Here is a 20082-nt window from a genome sequence, read left to right on the forward strand (position 1 = left end):
CGGGCAGGAGATCGGATTCAAAGCGCTTCCGCGAGGAACCGCCCGGCCGCTCCCGAGCAGATGCTGTGCTCGACATCGGCTGGAAGGTCCATGCCCCGGATCCAGTGCGCCGGATCCTGCTGCATGATCTGGTAGGGATAGTCGGTGCCGGCGAAGACCTGACCGGGAACCATCGTGATGGCCAAGTGGCGCAGGTAGTCCGCATCATAGACATTGGTGTCGTAGAAGAAACGGCGAGCCTGGTCGAACGGTGCCATCGATCCGGTCCCGTCGGCAGCCTTGAATTTTTCCCAGCCGAGCTGCAACCGGCCAATCGTTGCACCCAGCGTACCGCCACCGTGGCTAAAGCCGATCCGCAAGCCGGGGAACCGGTCAAGTACGCCGTTCATTATGATCGACGAGGCGGTCATGCCCGTATCAACCGGGAACAGGGCAAAGCCGGTAAAGTTAACGTCCGGAGTCAGGGTCTTGGCTGCGATGGGGTGCAACGCATGGACGAAAATGGCCATGCCTTCAGCCTCGGCTGCGGCCCAGAACGGGTCGAACTCGGCTTCACCCAGCAGCTTTCCGTTGATATTGCTGCCGATCTCAACGCCCTTGAGGCCGAATTCGACCTTCAGCCTCGGCAACATGCGCGCCGCGGTTTCCGGGCTTTGCATCGGCACGGAGCCGAGGCCACGAAAACGGGCAGGCGTGCTGGCAACAAGGCTGGCAATCTGGTGATTGACGGCATCGCAAATCAGCTGCGCGTCCGTCAGATCGAGCCAGTAGGACAGGAGCTCGGGCATCGGCGAGAGGACCTGCATGTCCACGCCGTCGCGATCCATGTCCTCGATCCGGCGCGCGACGTCCCAGGAGCGCGCGTCAAGCCTTCGGAACGGGGTTTCACCGATCATCAGCGTGCCCTCGACCGACGACTGGCACTGCATGCACGGCCAGCGCGGCGCCACCGCGGCGTTTGGGGCCGCGGGAAAATCGAGCGGTGAGACGTGGGAATGGGCGTCGATAAATTTGGACATAGCTTGCCTCTGGTTCATGGTCGGAATCGGCCGCCCTAAGGAGAGAATCAGCCGGTCAGATCCTGCGGCTGATGACTTCCTTCATGATTTCCGAAGTGCCGCCATGGATGCGATGAATCCGGGTGTCGCGCCATAGCCGGGCAATCGGATATTCGTTCATGTAGCCCGCGCCGCCATGCAACTGCAACGCCGCGTCGACGATGTGCCAGACGTTCTCGGAATGCCATAGCTTGGACGCGGCCGCTTGTTCCGATGAGAGCTGGCCTTGAAGGTGGCGGGTCCGCGCCCAGTCCAGATGGGCCCAGCCGGCCTGGAGGCGTGCGGCCATGTCGGCCAGGGTGAACCGGGTATTCTGGAACTCGAAGATCGGCTGGCCAAAGGCCTTGCGCTCCTTCACGAACTTGACCGCCTCGTCGAATGCGCGCTGGGCCTGGGCTTGGGAGATGCTCGACAGCGACAGCCGCTCCTGGCCGAGTTCCGACATCATGTAGCGGAAGCCCATGCCTTCCTCGCCAAGCAGGTTCGACACGGGCACGCGCACGTCATGGAAGAACAGCTCTGACGTATCGGCCCCATGCAAGCCGATCTTGTCGAGGTTACGGCCGCGTTCGAACCCCGGAGCGTCGGTGTCGACCAGCAGGAGTGAAACGCCTCGCGCGCCTTCACCTCCAGTGCGAACGGCGAGAAATACGAGGTTCGAGAGCAGGCCATTGGATATGTAGAGCTTGCTGCCGTTGACCACATAGTGATCGCCGTCGCGCCGGGCACGGGTGCGCAGATTCTTGACATCGGACCCGCCACCAGGCTCGGTCATGCCTAGCGCCGTGATGATTTCGCCGCTGATCATGCGCGGCAGGTAACGCGCCTTGAGGTCTTCCGACCCGTAATTCAGCAGATAGGGTGCGGTGATCAGCGACTGCAGGCTGACACCCACCGGGCAGTTCATGTAACCGAGCTCTTCCAGCAGGATGAGATCGTAGGAGATGTCGAGCCCGACGCCGCCATAAGCTTCCGGCATGCTCGCGCACAGGAGGCCAGCCTCGCCGGCCGCTCGCCAGAACGCAGCACTGGTGATTCCCTCGGCTTCCCACTTGTCGAGAAAGGGTTCAGCTTCCTTCGCCAGGAACTTGCGTACGGTGTCCCGAAACTGCTCGTGGCTTTCATCGAAACCCTGACGCGTGCTGGTATCGAGCATGCCTGCATCCTTCACAATCGGCCTGCTAGCCGCATTGGATATGGCTTACGCCATGGTGATCAATGCTAGAACAAAAAGGATAATTCGCTAGTCCGCTGTCCCGCAACCAACGGAAATGTGAAAATTGCTGAAGTGTGGGCGGATGTGCGACGTCGAACGCGAATATTCGGCGCGCTTGGCTTATGGTTGGACCAACAACTTTGGGCCAAGGGGAGCAGCTGGATGGGAGAAGAAGCCGACGCGGAAGATCCCGGCCCCGGCATTGCCGCAGCCACGCTGATACTGTTTTCGGAACAGCAGGGAGAGCCCGCCCGGCACCTGATGATCCAACGGTCGCCGCAGATGCGATTTGCGCCCAATGCCCTCGTCTTTCCCGGTGGGCGTGTGGACGAGGACGATCACCGGATTGCGGATGATCCAGCCTTGGTGGATGTTTCGTTGGAAGACCGGCTGGAAAGAGCACACAGGGTCGCGGCCATCCGCGAGATGCTGGAGGAAGTGGGCATTCTGGTGGGAGCCTTGCCGGCGGCGGGCCTCAATGCAGGCGCGATGCAGGCAGCCTTGAAAGCCAATAATCCGTTCAGCTTCGTGCTCACCGAAGCAGGCGGCCAGCTCGACCTGTCAGTCATCGTGCCGTGGGCAAAATGGCATCCAAGGTTCCAGTCGCATCGCCGCTTCGATACCCGTTTTTATATTGTGCGGCATCTTGGCGATCGCAGCGTGACCATCGATGAGGACGAAGTTGGGCATGCGCGCTGGATCCTGGCTGAAGAGGCAATTGCGGAAGCGGAAGCCGGCGCGGCGAAGATCATCTTCCCAACCTTGTGCAATCTCGAAAGGCTCGCCGCCTTTCCGGCTTTCGACGCGGCCATCGTGCACCTTGCCACCATCGCAATTCAGCCCATTTCGCCCCGCTTGCAGAAAGACGAGCACGGCGAATCATGGATCTGCATCCCGGAAGAATGCGGCTATCCCGTTACCCGCCGGCCGCTCTCGATGTTGCAGGCACCATGACCGTGCCGGATGCCGATCTCGCTGTCTATCACGCGCCAACGCCCAATGGCTGGAAAATCACGATATGCCTTGAGGAGATGGGCCTTCCCTATCGGCTGATCCCGGTTCGATTGGGTGAGGACAAGTCCGAGGCATTTCTCACGGCGAGCCCCAACGCCAAGATTCCGGCACTGTTCGATGCGGACGGGCCCGAGGGAAAGTCCATAACCCTGTTCGAAAGCGCCGCGATCCTGATCTACCTTGCCGAGAAGACCGGCCGGTTGCTCGATCCTTCCCCTGCCGGGCGCTATGCGGCAATCCAGTGGCTGGCCTGGCAGGTGGCGGGCCTCGGCCCCATGGCGGGTCAGAATGGCCACTTCCTGCTCTACGCCGCGGAGCGGATACCCTACGCGATCGCGCGCTTTGGCAAGGAAGTGCGCCGCCTTTACGCAGTGCTGGACGCGCAGTTGGCCTGCACCGGCGCATTCGTTGCCGGCGACGCCTATTCGATCGCCGACATCGCCTGCTTTCCGTGGATCATGACGCACAAGGCGCAGGGCCTGACGCTTGATGATTACCCGGCGCTCAAGACCTGGTTTGCACTGGTCCGCGCCCGGCCTGCAGTGCAGCGCGGGATCGCCGCGGGTGGCGGCGTCGCAGGCATGCGCGCCGGGCCGCCACCCGGCTTGTTTGCGGCTCACAACGATTCGTAGGAGAGACCATGAAAATCGAGATGTTTTTTGATTGCGCTAGCCCCTGGAGTTACCTCGCGTTCGAGCGGATCATGCCATTGGCCGAGAGTTTCGGACTTGAGGTCGAATGGCAACCCATCCTCGTTGGTGGTGTTTTCAACGCGGTCAATCCCGGGATCGAATTCAACAAGTCAAAGCATATACTTCCGAAGCGCAAGATCGATTATCATATCAAAGTCATGCAGGATTGGGCCGACATCACCGGGGTCAAGATCATCTTCCCGCCCACTGGTCACCCGTTAAACAGTGTCAAGGCAATGCGCGCCTGCCTGATCCTGAAGCCAATGGGGCTTATGGTTCCCTTCGCGCGAGGTTGTTTCCAGGCCCTGTTCGGCGACGATCGTTCGATTGCGGATGATGCAGTCCTGCTCGACATCTGCCAGCGGGTCGGGGTCGATGGTCCTTGGCTGCTGGAGCGTATCGTACAGCCCGATTCCAAGGCGGCGCTACGTGCAAAGGTGGATGAAGCGATCGAGCGCGGTGCTTTCGGTGTACCGTCGACCTTCCTGAACGGTACGGACATGTATTTCGGCGTCGACTCGCTGCAGCTAGTCGCCGCACGGCTGGCGCAATGGAGGAGCCAGCAGGCTTGAGCCTCCTCCGCGGGTTGGCATGCGAATGGGGGACTCTCCCGGTTCTATTCGGGCAAGCCCCTTTTGCTTCATCTCTTGTTTCCGCGTAGCGGAAAGCCAAATGATCTCCAGCGGATCACTGCACCTCGGCAAGGCGGGCATTGCGATTGGCGAGGAAGGTCAGCAAGATGAGCACCGGCCAGACCAAGAGTGACAGGAGGATCAGCCCCTGCCGCAGGCCTTTTCCTTCACCTGCCACGAGTGCTCCCAGTTCCACCGCGGCGAGCGGCGCCAGCCCGTAGCCTAGGACTGCAACAAACAACAGGTAGATGCTGCTCATACGCGCGCGCATCCGCTGGGGAGCAAAAAGCTGGATGCTCATTGGCGACACCACAGCAAAGGCGGTACTCATGACCATAGCCACGCCGACGCAGCAGAGTTGCAAGACGAGCGAATCCAGCATGAGGCCGACCACGAAGACCGGGGCTGTAAGGAGAGACGGCAGCCAGAAGGTCCGCACGATGCCGGCTACCGGATCTGCCAACTGTTTCCGGGTCGCGATCCATTGCCAGAAGAAGTTGCCGAACAAACCCGCGGGTACGCCGACGATCGCCATCAGATAGCCAACGTGCGATGGACTGATCCCTTGCTCACGCGCCAGCAGTGAGGGAAACCAGGCAATGATCGCGAGGACAAACAGGCTGTTCAGTCCAGTGAGTGATAGCAACGGACCGAAAAAACCGATGCGGGTACGCAGATAGGCAAAAACGACCCGCATGTCGGCGTCGTTAGTCGCGATATTGTTGATCGCGCGCCGCTCCGGCACCGTGGCAGTCAGTGCGAACAGCACCGCGAGCAACAGACCCGGCAGTCCGACGAAGACGAATGTCAATTGCCAAGCTTGCAGACCGGCGTAGCCACTCGTCGCACCCGCCAGGTCCATCGCCATTGCGCCCACCGCGTATGAACCGATCGGCATGACCCCGGCAACGGAAGTGTAGATTGCTACCGGAGGTCCGCGCATGTAACGGGGGTAGAGATCCGCAATTAGAGAAATGGCTGCCGGCGTCAGCACCGCCTCGCCAAGCGCGACTCCGCTGCGCAGGATGAGCATCATCCAGAAGCCGTTGGAAAATCCTGACAGGATCGTGGAGAGGCTCCACAGAATGATCCCCGCGGTGACCACGATGCGACGGCTGCGTGTGTCGATTAAATGACCGAGAACAAGGCCACCCACCGCGTAAAACAGCGCGAAGCCCACGCCGAGCAGCAGCGCCATCTGGCGATCGTCCAAACCCAGGGCCTGGGACACCGGCGCGGCCAGAAGCGCCAAGATGCTGCGATCGACATAGGACACGGCATAGAGCAGCGTCAGAAGGGCGACGGTGAGTGTCGCGCCTCGCAGGGGAGAGCCGCTCTCCTCCTCCTCTGTCTGCACTATGCAATTCCCCGGCTTCACGCTTGGATAGTTCAATTGCACGAGCTACCTCTCCGTAGACTACCGACCCGATCTACGACCATTCCTGTCGTGCCGGACCCTGCTGATCGTTTTAGACATTCGTGTTAAAAGCGTAATAAGCGCAGACAGAGAACGCCGGATCTTTCGGTCGTTCAATGGCGACGGCATCAGTCGATCAGTTGCCAACCACGGTAGCAAGAGGGTGACGCCAATGCACCCGAATTTGCCTAATTCTGCGCGGGCCACCGCAATCACGCGTACATTCTGCAGTGATGCCATATATGTGTTATTCATGCGCAGCGCCCCAGATCTGCCCTAGGCCGCCGAACTGGACGGGCCATCCACGCGTCAATGAAAGCATTGCATTGCAGCTGTTCGCAGATTTCGGTTGGCAACGGGCCTGCAGCCCTTTAGTGCGCCTAAAACGGTTGACTAAATCATGTCGTTTGCGGAATGCAGAGCGCAAAATCGACTGGGAGCGGATGTGGCAGCGTGATCTGCCTTTTCGGTTGAACTAACGGATTGCTACGGAAGGAACTCACATGGCCGAAATCTTGGCGCTTGGGATCAGTCACTATCCGCCGCTACTTTGGCCCGACAAGAACATGTCCGGTCTGCTCAAGGCGATGATGCGGAATCCGAACCTCCCTGAATCACTCAAGACCCCGGCAGGATGGTCGGAGGCGATGCAGAAGGAATGGGGCGACGACGAGGGCGAGGCGGCTGCAGCGGTCCACCGCGAGCAGATGGTCGACTGGACTCGAAAGGCGCGACAGGCGCTGGACGATTTCAATCCCGATTTCGTCCTGATGTGGGGCGATGATCAGTATGAGAATTTCCGTGAAGATATCGTGCCGCCCTATTGCGTGAATGCGCACCCTGAGTTCCGCTTTCACAACTTTCCCAACAATATCTGGGGAGAGCCAGTCGAAAAGGAATTCGTGCTGCCGGGCGTTGCAGAAGCCGGTAAACATCTGGCCAGTGAGCTGATCTCGGCCGGATTCGACACCGCCTATTCCTACAAGCCGCTGCACCATCCGCTCGGCCACGCCTTTACGAATGCGGTTTTCTACCTGGATTATGACCGCAAGGGCTTCAACTATCCAATTTTGCCGGTTTCGATCAATTGCTACGGCAGGCACGTCATCTGCCAGAAGGGAGGATTGCCATCCTTCGAGAAGGAATTGAGCGAGGCGGATCTCGATCCGCCGGCGCCGACCCCTGCGCGCCTGTTCGATCTGGGAGCGGCGACGGCGCGTATTCTTTCGGAATCGAAATACCGTGTCGCGATCGTCGCGTCATCGAGCTGGTCGCATGCCTTCCTGACCAAGAAGAACTACTTTCTTTGGCCGGACATCAAGGCGGACCGTTCGCTCTACGAAACAATGGCGCGCGGGGACTATGCCTCCTGGCGCGGCTATCCCAACGCAGCGATCGAGGATTGCGGGCAGCAGGAAGTTCTTAACTGGTTCTGCCTCGTTGGCGCGATGAACGAACTGGGCCGTGGGAAGCCGGATGTCACCGGCTTTGTCGAAACCTGGATCTTCAACTCGACCAAAGCATTCCTGGTTTCGAAACCCTGAGGGGGCTGTAGCGCTGACCGCGCGCGCTCTTCCGGGCTAGACTCGATCTCGTTCAGATTGAACCGGATCGAGTCTAGATTTTGTCTGCTTTCCGTGATTTTCGAGCCGCAGATAATTCCATCTGCCTCGAAATCACTCCAGCGCGCGTGGCGGGCGCTTGGTACCTCTCTGCGATTTCCTTTTGAATGCGAAATCAGGAGTCATGCGCGGCCGTTCCTGAGGTGAGCGAACTATGTTCTGCGCACCGCTGCCGAAGGTCGTCGCCCTTCGCCCGGATGTATCACTGACCTTGAGGTTGGAGCTCACGGCGCGATGCGTGGTGGGCCGCAATTTTCCAATTCGCACCCAATCTGACCAGCACCCAGCTCATGCCGAAGCGCCAACTGATCGGGACGCCTTCAATCTCCATTCCGAAGTGAACTAGGCCACCGGCATTAATCACCGTCGGCGCGACGAACCTCGCTTCCTGCCAAACAAAATGGACAGACTTCAAGGAAGTAAGCGGGATGACCCGGAAATACTCCGCCACGCCGCTGAGGCCGAAATACATGTTGGGCAGTGACCCGAAAAAGATTGCGTCGTCCTTGTAGAGATTCACCAGCCCGCCGACATCTCCCGCAAGGCCGAGTCTTGCCCAGTCAGCGGCAAGGCTGCTGACAATCGTCTTCGGGTCTCCAGCGGTGTCGCCTGGAACGGATTCTTGCGGATCAACCATCTAGATTTCCTCGATCTTCGGCGGTCAAGGTTCCCGGTGCACGAAACCGCCGGGGAGTTCCGTTGCTCAAGGCTCAGGTCCGGAAATGGGGCCAGAATTCCCCGACGCCCGGTACTCTCCCGCCGCCGGCGTCAAAGGATAATGCTGATCTTACCGTGAGGCTGAAGACTGTTCATGCCAAGCAAGACGCGCTTCGACTGGATCTTCAGCTGCCCGCGGTCATCGACAAGCGTGTAGTGGGCGTGGCCGATATAAGTATCGGTGATATTGTTTTTCGAACGATAGGTGACGAAGCTGCAGGCAATCTGCGTGCCGCTTTCATCCGCACCTTCGACCCGGACGTTGCCGATCATTCGGACATGGGTTGAACGGGGCCATTCGGCGTGCGCTGTCGCCTTCAGCAGACGATCGACCCGGTGGCGGAGGCGTCTGTAATCGTCTGCGACGTAAAACAGCGCGCTGTCGGGAGTGGCAGCGCGAGCCTTGCCCATGGTGGGCACTTCATAGGTTGCACCTGGCGCGAACAACGCAAACCATTCTTCCAGCCGCCACTGATCAAGCAGTGCGGCTTCATGGTAAAGAAAATCCTCGTAATCCGCACGCGGACGCGACTGCGCAATGGCCATAACGTTCCCCATGATCAGCGCCCTCCCTGGATGCGACGGTTCCATTCACGCCAGAAGGTGCGCATTTGCGACTCGTCGTCGGCGCGGGGGACGGCGCGGAGCATTCCTCGGGAAATATCATTCCATGGTGCGATTTTCGCCGCAGCGTAGCCGCGCTGCGCGGATTCCAACGCTTCCACGTCGTCGGGTGTGGCAAAGCCGCCCGGCCCGAGGAACTCGAGAAAATTGTTGAGTCGGCGGTGCCGCGCTTCCGGATCCTCTCCTACCGGCGCGAGCGCCCAGGAACGGACCAACATAAGGTCGGGCTGGACCGGATAGAAAGTTCGAACGGTGATCGCCATGATGTCGTTGATTACGAGGTTCGGAAAAAAACCGGCATTCCTGTCGCGGTCCGCAATTCTTAACGCACGCTCGGGTCCCACGCGTTCGTTCAGTTCGGCCACCATTGCTGCTTCCTGCGACTTGCCCGTCTCTCCCCATGTGGGGATTGAACGGGCGACCGGACGTCCCCAAGGTGCCCTGGCTTCCGTGAAAGAGTGGCCCTGTGGAAAATTGTGGGCCCGGTTGATCTCCTGCAGGGTCTTGATGTCAGACAGGATATCCGGGCCCAGCTCTGAGATCAGGTAATCGAAATACGTCTCGTGCGTCTCGGCGGCGTGGAAGCCGTCAAAGCTATTCTCGAGCAGCAACTTCCAGTTTGCCCGTATTGAATATTCGTGCGCGCCGCCAACGATCTCCATGCCATTCGGCGAATGGTCGGATACGATATCCAGGACGTCAACCGCGCCACCGAGAAAGTCGAGCAGCGGTTCGGCGCCGGCGTCGTAATTAATGAAGTAGAACCCCCGATGGGATTCCAGCCGGGGCACCCTCGGCAGATCGACGTCGCCCGCGCAATTAAAAGAATCAGGATAGGTTTCAGGGGGGGATTTGGTTGCAAACTTCCCGTTGTTGTTGAACGCCCAGCCGTGATAGAAACATTTGAAGCTGATCGCGTTTCCGGTTGGTTCGCGAACCACCTGGGCACCGCGATGGGGGCAGGTATTGAGGAATGCCTGAAATTCGCCCTTGCGATTGCGATTGAATATGAGCTCGCGCCCACCGACACTGCGGGTCAGGAAATCATTTGGGTTCAGCAGTTCCGACTCGTGGCCAAGATATAGCCAAGCGCGGTCGAATATGCGTTCCCGCTCCAGTTCCAGAACCTCCTGGCTGGTAAACGCGCTCCTGTTCACCTTGAACACACCCGCAACTGGATCGTCGATTATCCAATTGCTGGCCTGCCCAGGATTCGACCCCGTCGACATATTCCTCTCCAATCCTTACTGTTGCGAGATTCCCCGCTATCGCGAACCCGCCGGAGCAGACCGGTCCTGCAGTCTCCTGACCTGGACTTAGAACAACTGTTCTCAGTAAGGACATCCAGAGCCTTTCGTCAATCCCTTAGCTATGCCCGCCGCTCAGGGTTCGATAATCAATTCGCGCGGAAGGGGGCAGCCAAACTCGCTGCTTCGGCGATGGGTGTATGGGGGCCTGTTGCTCGGGTCATGCCATCGCGCAGGCGGGATTTTGCACGAAATATCAAGTCGATGGCTTAGATGAGCTGACGGGCATCGCGCGTGAATCGCCTTGCGCCCCTATGAGGAATAGGATCCCCGGGTTTCGCACAAAGGGCTGAAAATAACGGAAGGCCGGCAGTTCCAGCGCGCGGAAAAAACCGCTTGCCATTTGGTCGACCTCACAGGAAGCTAGAGCAGAACAAAACAGGTGATTTGGTCGGAGGCGGCGATCTGAAAGGTTCGCAGGACTGGCGACAATGATCGAGGCGATTCGGATTCTCGGCATCCATACAATCTAGTCCGTCTTGACATACGACCCTGCAGTTCGTCCCTTCCAGGGACGTGAGCGAACGGTGTGGGGGCGGACTATGTCGTCCACAGGCTGAACCAAGGCCAAGGGGCTGCAATGGAAGACTTTCTGCTTTACGAAAAAAGCGGGGGCATCGTCACGTTGACGATGAACCGTCCCGAGACGCGCAACGCCCTCTCGACGTCGGAGATCTGCTCCGAGTTTGTGGACCGGTTAAGGGCCATTGAATGCGACCCGTCGGTCAATGTCGTAATCCTGACTGGCGCTGGCCCCGCGTTCTGCGCCGGTGGTGATATCAAGAAGATGCGCGATCGTTCGGGGTTCGCGCCGATGAAAACGATCATCGACACCCGCGACAGTTATCGCAGAACGATCCACCAAGTCGCCAAGGTGTTAAACGCCGTCGAGGTGCCGATGATTGCGGCTGTCAACGGCCCCGCGATCGGGGCCGGTTTGGACTTGGCCTGCATGTGCGACATGCGGATTGCAGCCAAGTCTGCGAAGTTTGCGGAATCCTTCATCAAGGTGGGAATAATCCCCGGCGATGGCGGCGCGTGGTTCCTCCCGCGAGTCATCGGAATTTCCAAAGCGAGCGAACTCGCATTCACCGGCGATACGATTGATGCCGAGGAGGCTGAACGGATCGGCCTTGTTTCGCGGGTGGTTGAAGATAGCGAACTCATGAACGCAGCGCGTGAACTGGCATCGCGTATCGACGCGAATCCCGGCCGGACCCTGCGGATCACGAAGCGCCTCATTCGCGACAGCAGCCAACTGTCCCTTGAGCACCACCTTGAAATGGCTGGCGCGTTCCAGTCCATCGTTCATGAAACCGAGGATCATCGAGAGGCCCTGGATGCTGTGCTCCAGAAGCGGAAACCATCCTTCAAAAACGTATGACATCGCAAAGAAAGGCTGTGCCGCCTGCCGCCTGGCGCATGGCCTCCGGCACTACGGAAGTGATCCGGCCCAAACTGGTCGACCTTTGTGAAGCGATTTGTGAAAGGGCAGGGAAGCGTGAGGTGAGTGTTGTAAGCGAGGGCCTAGCACAACGACGAATTTCGCAGGTCAGGATGGGACATGGTTGATCAACGCGACTCGATGCGGCTGAAACAGTTAACCCAGCATTTGGGTCGGGACTTCGTCTCCCCGTGGGTAATCGTAGATCAGTCGCGGATCGGCGCATTTGCCGATTGCACCGAGGATCATTCCCCAATCCACGTAGATCCGCAGGCCGCGGCTGCGCTGACCGGAACCGCCCGAACCGTCGCACATGGCATGCTGTCGCTTTCGCTGCTTAGCGGCTTGTCGACCGCCTTCCTCGATCTGATCGAAAAACAATCGTGCCTAAACTATGGGTTCGACAAGGTTCGTTTCCTCGCCACTATACCCGAGGGCAGTCGCGTACGCGGAGTCTTCCGCCTTGCCGAAGCAGTCGAGCGCAAAGCAGGGAAATGGCGGATTCGAATTGAATCGACGCTCGACGTGGAAGGGACGAAGCAGCCCGCCGTCTTCGCAGATTGGCTGCTGCAGATGGAAGATCTAGCGGAGGATCTCGCTGATTAGCCAGCGGCGCGCAAGCCACTGCCTATCATGGGTAATAGTACAATTGCTTTGTTGTTCCTTCCGTGAAAGCCATATTGGGAGCAGGGTCATGAAGTTGGAAGGTAGAGTAGCGCTTGTCACGGGGACCAGTCCAAATATCGGGGGTGGTATCGTTGAGGCACTTGCCGGTGCCGGCGCGGCAATCGTCGCGGTTGATGCACGCAGCGAAAATGCGAACTGTTGCGCTGCAGCGATCAAGGCGGCTGGGGGGCGCGCGATCGGCATCACTTGTGACGTAACTGATGAGGACGCGGTCCGCGCGGCGGTTGAACAGGCTGTGGCAGAGTTCGGGCAAATCGATATCCTGGTAAACAACGCCGCCTTCTTCAACCAGAAGTCGATTGCAGACATGCCATTCAAGGAATGGCGCGCGCAGAACTCGGTCATCCTTGACGGTGCGTTTCTCTTCACGAAATACGTGACCGCAGTCATGATGCCGCGCCGTACCGGCGTCGTCATCAACGTGATCTCCACAGCGGGCCATCAAGGCCAGCCCGGCAATATTGCCTACACCACTGCTAAGGCGGGCATGCTGAACTTCACGCACGGCGCCGCGATGGAGCTTGCCGCACACGGCATCCGCGTGGTCAGCTTGACGCCGACCGCTACGGAGGTGGACGAGATGGCGGAGCGCGCGAAGCGATGGAAGATGGATCTGGGCCCGCAGCCAGACTATTCGGAGCTTACTGCGCGCTTCGCCAGCCGGATACCGATGCAACGTCTGCCCAAGCCGAGCGACTACGGAGCTGCGGCGGTATTTCTCGCTTCTGACGATGCGGCAATGATTACCGGAACTGACCTACGCGTCGATGGCGGCGCGGTCGCCCGGTACTGGGCGTGGGATCCGTCCGATCGCTAGCACTGGCATTCTCGCTCCCTCGCCCCGGTCGCGGCACGCTCCGGCCGGGGCAATTCTTTTTCGCAAGACTGCAGCAGCGGCCCAAGGTGCAATCACGCAACTGGTTCGCTTTGCTGTCCACCCTGCTAGCTGTTTGAAGACTCCCATTTGCCGCACAGACGAAAGTTGATTTGAGGTCTATTAGGTCACTTGTTTCATATGCGGGATTGCGACACACTCTGTGCTGACTGAGTCCATGATAGACCCGACCGAGAAGAGGATGTCCGAAATGGAAGCGCTGTCCACGACAGAGGGACCAGGCGAATATGCCTCGTTCTGCCGAATCTGCACCGCTGGCTGTGGCACGCGCCTGACGGTAGATGACCAAGGTCATATCACCCGTGTTGTGGGCGACGACCAGAATGAGCTGTCCTCTGGCTATGCTTGCTTCAAGGGGCTTCAGTCAGGCCATGCGCACCGGGATCCGCAACGCATTCTGCGTCCGCTGAAGCGCCAGCCAGATGGCAGTTTCAGCGAGATTCCGATCGAGCAAGCTCTTGACGAGATCGCGGCTCGGCTTGGCGAGTTGAAGGAGAAATCCGGCCCCAATTCGATCGCGCTTTTCGCCGGCAACGGTTCGATGATGATTCAGACGGCAGTCGGTATGAACCGCCATTTCATGCACGCAATCGGATCGGAGCAATATTTCACGACGATCACCATCGATCAGTCGGGCAAGATGGTCGCAGCAGGGCGGACCGGCAGCTGGGCGGCTGGTCCGCTCGACCTTGTCGACATGGATGTGTTGATGTTGTTCGGGGTGAACCCGTTTATCGCTCACTCAACTATGTCAGTGCTCGGGGTCGATCCCGTAAAGCGGTTGAAGCGTGCGAGGCAGCGCGGGATGAAGCTGATCGTCGTGGATCCGCGTCGTACCGAGACCGCCGCGCACGCCGATCTTGCGTTCCAACCCTATCCAGGCGAGGACGCCGCAATCGCGGCTGGACTGATCCGCCTGATCCTCGATGAGGGATGGCACGATGCCGAGTTTTGTGATCAATATGTCGGTGCGGAGCGATTGGCCGCGCTGCGCGATGCGGTCGATCCATTCACGCCGGAAGTGACGGAAGCGCGATCGGGGCTGGAGCCGGGAGCGCTTCGGATGATCGCTGAAATGTTCGCACGCGACAACCGCCGCGGTCATGTGATGACCGGCACCGGTCCGAATATGTCGCAATATTCGAACCTTGCTGTTCATATGGTTCAGCTGCTCAACGTCATCTGCGGACGATTCCCCCGCGCCGGCCAGACAATCACCTCGGTAGACATGCTGAATCCAGCCAAGGAAGTATATGCCGAAGTCATCCCCGCAATGCGACCGTGGGAGAAGCATCCCCCCAGCCGTATCCGTGGCGCCAGCAACTTTTTCGGCGAGCGTGTCTCGGGAACGCTGACGGACGAGATTCTGACGCCAGGACCGGACAAGATCCGCGCGCTGATTGTCGATGGTGCCAACCCGATGACGTCTTTGCCTGATCGCGACAAGGCCCATGACGCCTTTCGCTCGCTCGACCTGCTCGTCGTCATCGATACGTGGCATACGCCGACGACACAGCTTGCCGATTATATCCTGCCCGCCAAGCTGCAATATGAGCGGTCAGACATGTCGCCCTCCCATCCTGCGCTCAAATTTTACCCCGGTGCGTGGGCGCAGTTCACCCCTGCGATCGTGCCAACTCCGGAGGGCGCCGAGGTCGTGGACGACTGGTACGTGTTCTGGGCTTTGGCCAAGCGGATGGGCGTGACGATCAATTTTGCCGGTAAGCGCCCCTTGGATGGCAACGAGCCGCCGACCACCGAGCATCTGATCGAAATCCTGCTGGAGAACAGCCAGACCTCCCTCAACGAGCTGCGCACTTACCAACACGGTCGGCAGTTTCCGATGAAGGAGGGCTTCGTCAAGCCGCCCCGTCCCGGACATGATGCGAAGTTCGACGTGATGCCGGCCGACGTGCTTGACGAATTGCACCGCTATCAAAACGAGCCAGTCGCGCAGCATCGCGCAGGACCCGGCAGCGATTTTACGCATCTTCTGTCTTCGCGGCGCCTGCGCGACCTCTACAACAGCTACGGCATCCTGATGCCGACGGTGAGGAAGCGCAACAAATACAATCCGGCCTATCTCAACAGCGAGGATCTGGCGGAGCTAGGATTTGAGCCTGGCCAACTGGTCGAGATCATTTCTGCTCATGGGCGCACCAGGGCGATCGTCGAACGCGACAATACGATGCGGCGCGGCGTCGTTGCGCTCAGCCAGGGCTGGGGCGGCGTGCCCGGAAAAGAGGACATCATGGTCGACGGCAGCTGCGTCAACGCGCTGATCGACACTGACAAGCATTTCGAGAGCATCAACGCGATGCCCCACATGACGTCGGTGCCGGTCCGTTTTGAACCAGTCGCAGTGAACGAGGCTGCCGTAGCGTGATGCGCCCAGCGCGCCAGCGACAAGGCCGCCGCGCTGCTATTCGCCAACTCTGAAGACGGCTCAACCGTCCGGGTCGACCACGACGCGCCCATCGGCGAACACACACGTGTCGCGTGCCGGCACCCGTGCTTCCATGCGCGCGGCGTTCCCGTCCCGCCAGAATGACAACCGGATCGTTTCGCCCGGAAAAACCGGCGCGCTGAAGCGGCCGGAGATTCCGCGAAGGCGGCCTCCCTCGCTACACAGTGATTTTTCGGCAAAGGCGGCGCAAACCCCGTATGTCGCGACGCCGTGCAGAATCGGTTGCGGAAACCCGGCTCGGGCGGCCGCTTCGGGGACCATGTGAAGCGGGTTGTGATCACCGGTCAGGGCGAACATCTGGGCAGCCTGGGGGGACGTCGGTACGTCGATAACCAGGTCGGCCTCCAGCTCCGCAATGCTCAGCTTTCCCTGGCGGAATAGCGCTGCTCAATGACGAGCGGTGCCATTCCCATCAACGATTCGTAGTCCTTCATCATCCTTCTCGCCAGCTAAGGCCGAGCGCGACTGAGCCCGCCGTCGACGGGGAGGAGGATGCCGGTCACGTAAGCGCCTGCCATGGAGCACAAATAGACGCAGCTGGCGGCGATGTCGTCCGGTTTGCCCAGGCGGCCGAGCGGAACGATCTCCGCCATTTCATCCATGTGCGCCTTGGGGATCGCGGATGTCATTCGCGTGGAAAAATACCCTGGGGCAACCGCGTTCACGGTAATGTTCGACGCCGCCAGTTCCGCAGCGAGCATCCGGGTCAGATGATGCAGGGCAGCCTTGCTCGCGCTGTATGAAAAAGTCGGCCGTAAGGGCAGGGCGTGGCCAGCGAACGAGCCGAGGTTCACGATCCGGGCGGGGTCATCGGAAGTTGCAGCCCCTCGCAACAGCGGCAGCAATTCCCGGATTAAGGTGAACGGTGTCTGGACGTTGATCGACATGAGATCGGGCCAGCTCTGATCCGGCAGAGTTTCGATCTGCCCGCCTGCGCTCTTCCCGGCGTTGTTGATTAATATGTGCAATGGTTCGCCGCTCGCCTTGACGTGATCGGCGAGCGCAACGGCGCCTTCGACAGTCGACAGGTCGGCGGAAAGTCCGGTGCAAGGGCCAAGTGCGGCGAGACCTTCCGCTGCTTGCCTGCTGACTTCTGCCTTTCGCGAGGTAATCGTGACATGCGCGCCTCGCCGCAGAAACTCCTGAGCGATCATGTGCCCGAGGCCCTGGGCGCCGCCCGTAATAAGCACCCGCTTGCCAGTGAGCGCGAACAAATCGGTCATCTCGATCCTCCCATTTTTCTCCGGATCCAAAGCAGATCGCCGAGGGATCAAGTCATGCTATGAACCCGCCAGCCGACAGTTAGTTCGGTTGTTCTGGCTGCCAGCGCAGGGCCACGTCGTCAAGGCGATCCAGCACCTGCATGCGCAATGGAGCAGCATTGAAAATGCGCCATAAATCTTCAGCTGACCGGGCAGGCGAGCCCATCTTCCGGATCTCCAGCAACTCGGAAACAACTCGCCAAAAATGCGGCCTATCGTGCGAACAGCCGGGGTGCCCCGTTCGGCGCCCATGGGCAAAGACGCGGGCCGAACGATGGATCGCGTCCCAAGCAGTGGTGCACCTGGGGTCTGAGTGGTCACCGAGATTTTCGGATAGATCTGGGTTGCGAAGCAGCGCCATGTGCGCCGCAGCGGATTTAACACATGCTCGGTATGTTGAGACAGTGCCCCCGCATCGCGCGCCTGCAATCTAATTCGCTTGTTTCGACGAAGACTGATACATAGCCTTTGCGGCAGCAGCTAGTCTTGGATCGCTGGATCGCTTTGAGGTAAAGCACCACGGCCTGGGAAGAGCCGCGCCGTACGTAGCCAAGTTAGTCGCGAAATAAAAAGTGCGACAGCATGTTAAGCGGAGGGGATCATGAACATAAGACTCGGATTGGTTAGTCTTCACGTATTGGCGTTCTCGACGATTGCAACGTCTGCATTTGCAGAGACAGCAGCCGACGGTTTGGAGGCAAGAAGGGAGAATAATGCGTCCGCCAAAGCTCAGCAGGATCAGTCGGGCACCGGTGACATAATCGTTACCGCACGTCGGCGTAACGAGACGTCGCTGGAAGCGCCTGTGGTTCTCAGCGCTTTTTCCGGCGAGCAGCTTTCCCGGTTGAACGTGCAGAACATTACCGACATCGGCAAGCTTACCCCTCAGCTAGCCCTGGGGACTGCCAACGGGGCCTATGGCGGCGTTGTCGGGCTTCGCGGTGTTTCCAGCCCCACGTCCAATGCCGGCTCAGAAGGCGCCGTCACCGTCAATATCGATGGTGTTCCGATCAGTTTCGGCGCGATCCTTCGCCTCTCGGCGCTCGACCTCGGTCAGGTGGAAATCCTCAAGGGTCCGCAGGCCCTGTTCTTCGGGAAGAACGCCAGCGGCGGCATCATTTCCATTCGCACCTCTGAACCCACCAGCGACTTCAGGGCGCAGATCAGTGGAGGCTACGAATTCAACGCGCGCCAAGGGGACGCCGACGGATATGTTTCCGGTCCTCTCAGCAGCACGGTCACGGCGCGGATTGCGGGGCACTTCTCGCGGCAGCGAGGCTACTTCAGGAATACGGCGGCCGATCCGGCATTCAAATATTCTCCGGGGACCGACGAGGAGGCGGGGCGCCTCAGCCTGAACTGGCAGCCTGACAGTCAATTGACGGTGAAGCTCCGTGGCACCGTCCACCATGTGCGGGAAGCGGGCGGCTATGGCGTCAACCAGAAGTTCGCATGCGCCACTCCTGGTGTTCCAAAGGGCGGAGGCGTGGTGGCCGGTTACACGGATTGCGTCGCAGATAACAAGCTTGCGCTAGGCCGTATACCTTCCGCCACGATCCGAACCGTAACCGGCAACCCTGCGTGGAATTCGGATAAGAATTATTACAGGGCGACCCAGTACCTTCTGTCCGGAGAGATCGAATATATAGTAAACGATGATATCACTCTCAATTCGATCACTGGAAATTATGGAATAAAACAGCGTAATAATGACTCGACTACGCAGGGCGGTAAATTTTATATCGGCGACAACGGACGTTTTTCCAAGCACACGTTCAGCGAAGAGCTTCGGGTCTCCTACCAGAATCCGAATGTACCGATCAATTTGATGATCGGCGGGTTCTTCCAAGACGATCACCTCACCTTCGACCAACAGGTCGTGATCAACGTCGGCACGCAGGCCGCCCCGGTAATCGTCAAGCTATCGGAGCCATGGTCTTTCCCCATCGACGCCAAGACATATTCTGCCTTCGGCCAGGTGGGTTGGGATATCACCGAGGCATTCAGCCTTTCGGCGGGCGTACGATATTCCGAAGATCAGAAGCACTTGGATCTTGTTCCGCCCGTCGGTCTGCCGAACAAGGTGGCAAGGCCGAACCGCAAATTCACCAACTGGTCCCCGGAGCTCACTCTGGCCTATAAGCCGAGCTCAGACTTCAACCTGTTCGGGTCTTACAAGCAGGGTTTCAAAGCCGGTGCTTTCAACATCAACGCGACGACGTTCGATCCGCTGGCGAAGAATCCCGCCATCATCGCGTTCGACCCAAGCTACAAACCGGAGACGGCCGCCGGTTTCGAGATCGGTTTGAAAACCTTGCTGCTCGATCGCCAGCTTCGCCTGAACCTGGCAGCCTACAGCTATCTCTACAAGAATCTTCAGCTCAGCCGTGTTGACCCGGACACCAAGGCGCTCGCGATCCTCAACGCCTCGTCTGCCCGCGTTAAAGGCATCGAGGGTGATTTCTCCTTCTCGCCCCGTAGCATTGCCGGGCTGACCTTGACGGGAGCAGCCGCCTATAACTCCGCTCGCTATGCTTCGAGCTTCTTTGGGCCGTGCTATACTGGGCAGACTCCTGCCGCGGGCTGCTTGCCTCAAGTCATAAATGGGACGTCGGTGTTCACCCAGCAGTTCTTGGGACGCCGTCTGCCGCGCGCGCCGGAATTCAGCGGGAGCGTGGGCATGACCTATGAGACGCCGGTCAGCGACCAATGGATGGCGACGTTCACTGCAAACGGGGTCTATACGTCAAGCCAGTTCATCTCCCAGGAGTTGAGTCCACTTGGCAAGTCCCCCAGCCGGTTCCTGCTGGATACGGGCCTGTCTTTTGGCACGACGTCCAAGAGCATGGAATTTGCGATCATCGGTCGCAACCTGACCAATAAGCACTTCGGGGTCACCGGTTTCGGGTCCTTCGGTAGTGGCGGCGGTACCGGTACCGCAGGCGGGTTCCTTTCCGACTACGAAGGACCTGTTTCACGCGGTCGCGAAATCTGGCTGAAGGTGACGCTGAGGCCGTCTGAATTCTGA

17 protein-coding genes are annotated in these 20082 nt (G+C 59.4%); 9 read left to right on the top strand and 8 right to left on the bottom strand.

The window, feature by feature from the left end:
• Positions 1–17: 17 nt before the first annotated feature.
• Positions 18–1019: an amidohydrolase family protein gene (locus tag AC1DQK_RS08095; RefSeq protein ID WP_477869179.1), complete on the bottom strand. Its 1002-nt coding sequence runs from the start codon at positions 1017–1019 to the stop codon at positions 18–20.
• Positions 1020–1074: 55 nt separating this feature from the next.
• Positions 1075–2214: an acyl-CoA dehydrogenase family protein gene (locus AC1DQK_RS08100; RefSeq protein WP_477869181.1), complete on the bottom strand. Its 1140-nt coding sequence runs from the start codon at positions 2212–2214 to the stop codon at positions 1075–1077.
• A 222-nt stretch (positions 2215–2436) separates the two neighbouring features.
• Between AC1DQK_RS08100 and AC1DQK_RS08105 the strand changes: the two genes are divergently transcribed.
• The 3 genes from AC1DQK_RS08105 to AC1DQK_RS08115 are packed head-to-tail and all read left to right on the top strand — an operon-like array spanning position 2437 to position 4552.
• Complete coding sequence (locus AC1DQK_RS08105) at positions 2437–3228, top strand: NUDIX hydrolase (RefSeq protein WP_477869183.1); 792 nt, start codon at positions 2437–2439, stop codon at positions 3226–3228.
• Entirely contained in the window at positions 3225–3920 is a 696-nt protein-coding gene (locus AC1DQK_RS08110) for a glutathione S-transferase N-terminal domain-containing protein (RefSeq protein WP_477869185.1), read from the top strand. Before AC1DQK_RS08105 ends, AC1DQK_RS08110 begins: the two co-directional genes overlap by 4 nt.
• An 8-nt stretch (positions 3921–3928) precedes the next feature.
• Positions 3929–4552, top strand: coding sequence for a DsbA family protein (locus tag AC1DQK_RS08115; RefSeq protein WP_477869187.1), 624 nt, complete (start codon positions 3929–3931; stop codon positions 4550–4552).
• Between the two features lie 115 nt (positions 4553–4667).
• Here the strand turns inward: AC1DQK_RS08115 and AC1DQK_RS08120 are convergent, their stop codons facing one another.
• The gene (locus AC1DQK_RS08120) at positions 4668–6011 is read right to left on the bottom strand and encodes an MFS transporter (RefSeq protein WP_477869189.1); all 1344 of its coding nucleotides are present in this window, start codon (positions 6009–6011) and stop codon (positions 4668–4670) included.
• 725 nt (positions 6012–6736) lie between these two features.
• Between AC1DQK_RS08120 and AC1DQK_RS08125 the strand changes: the two genes are divergently transcribed.
• Positions 6737–7573 (top strand): class III extradiol ring-cleavage dioxygenase family protein, encoded by an 837-nt coding sequence (locus tag AC1DQK_RS08125; protein WP_477869191.1) that lies wholly within the window; start codon positions 6737–6739, stop codon positions 7571–7573.
• 280 nt (positions 7574–7853) lie between these two features.
• On the opposite strand, the gene AC1DQK_RS08130 is transcribed toward AC1DQK_RS08125, so the two are convergent.
• The 3 genes from AC1DQK_RS08130 to AC1DQK_RS08140 form a co-directional block, all read right to left on the bottom strand.
• Positions 7854–8288, bottom strand: coding sequence for a YybH family protein (locus AC1DQK_RS08130; protein WP_477869193.1), 435 nt, complete (start codon positions 8286–8288; stop codon positions 7854–7856).
• 131 nt (positions 8289–8419) lie between these two features.
• Positions 8420–8914, bottom strand: coding sequence for an aromatic-ring-hydroxylating dioxygenase subunit beta (locus tag AC1DQK_RS08135; protein WP_477869195.1), 495 nt, complete (start codon positions 8912–8914; stop codon positions 8420–8422).
• 14 nt (positions 8915–8928) lie between these two features.
• Positions 8929–10221, bottom strand: coding sequence for an aromatic ring-hydroxylating oxygenase subunit alpha (locus tag AC1DQK_RS08140; protein ID WP_477869197.1), 1293 nt, complete (start codon positions 10219–10221; stop codon positions 8929–8931).
• Positions 10222–10879: 658 nt separating this feature from the next.
• On the opposite strand from AC1DQK_RS08140, the gene AC1DQK_RS08145 reads away from it, so the two are divergent.
• From AC1DQK_RS08145 to AC1DQK_RS08160, 4 genes are all read left to right on the top strand, one after another.
• Positions 10880–11683, top strand: a complete 804-nt coding sequence (locus AC1DQK_RS08145; RefSeq protein WP_477869199.1) for a crotonase/enoyl-CoA hydratase family protein — start codon at positions 10880–10882, stop codon at positions 11681–11683.
• Positions 11684–11863: 180 nt separating this feature from the next.
• The gene (locus AC1DQK_RS08150) at positions 11864–12349 is read left to right on the top strand and encodes a MaoC/PaaZ C-terminal domain-containing protein (RefSeq protein ID WP_477869201.1); all 486 of its coding nucleotides are present in this window, start codon (positions 11864–11866) and stop codon (positions 12347–12349) included.
• An 88-nt stretch (positions 12350–12437) separates the two neighbouring features.
• Positions 12438–13247 carry an SDR family NAD(P)-dependent oxidoreductase gene (locus tag AC1DQK_RS08155; protein ID WP_477869203.1) on the top strand — a complete coding sequence of 270 codons (810 nt, stop codon included), beginning with the start codon at positions 12438–12440 and terminating at the stop codon, positions 13245–13247.
• A 235-nt stretch (positions 13248–13482) separates the two neighbouring features.
• Entirely contained in the window at positions 13483–15711 is a 2229-nt protein-coding gene (locus AC1DQK_RS08160; protein WP_477869205.1) for a molybdopterin-containing oxidoreductase family protein, read from the top strand.
• Positions 15712–15771: 60 nt separating this feature from the next.
• Here AC1DQK_RS08160 and AC1DQK_RS08165 read toward each other — a convergent pair whose 3' ends face one another.
• Both AC1DQK_RS08165 and AC1DQK_RS08170 read right to left on the bottom strand, forming a co-directional pair.
• On the bottom strand, positions 15772–16155 hold the full coding sequence (locus AC1DQK_RS08165; RefSeq protein WP_477869284.1) for a MaoC/PaaZ C-terminal domain-containing protein: 384 nt from the start codon (positions 16153–16155) through the stop codon (positions 15772–15774).
• An 86-nt stretch (positions 16156–16241) separates the two neighbouring features.
• Positions 16242–17015 carry an SDR family oxidoreductase gene (locus tag AC1DQK_RS08170; RefSeq protein WP_477869207.1) on the bottom strand — a complete coding sequence of 258 codons (774 nt, stop codon included), beginning with the start codon at positions 17013–17015 and terminating at the stop codon, positions 16242–16244.
• A gap of 640 nt (positions 17016–17655) precedes the next feature.
• On the opposite strand from AC1DQK_RS08170, the gene AC1DQK_RS08175 reads away from it, so the two are divergent.
• The gene (locus AC1DQK_RS08175; RefSeq protein WP_477869209.1) at positions 17656–20082 is read left to right on the top strand and encodes a TonB-dependent receptor; all 2427 of its coding nucleotides are present in this window, start codon (positions 17656–17658) and stop codon (positions 20080–20082) included.

The organism is Rhizorhabdus sp. P4_G5 (assembly GCF_056401065.1).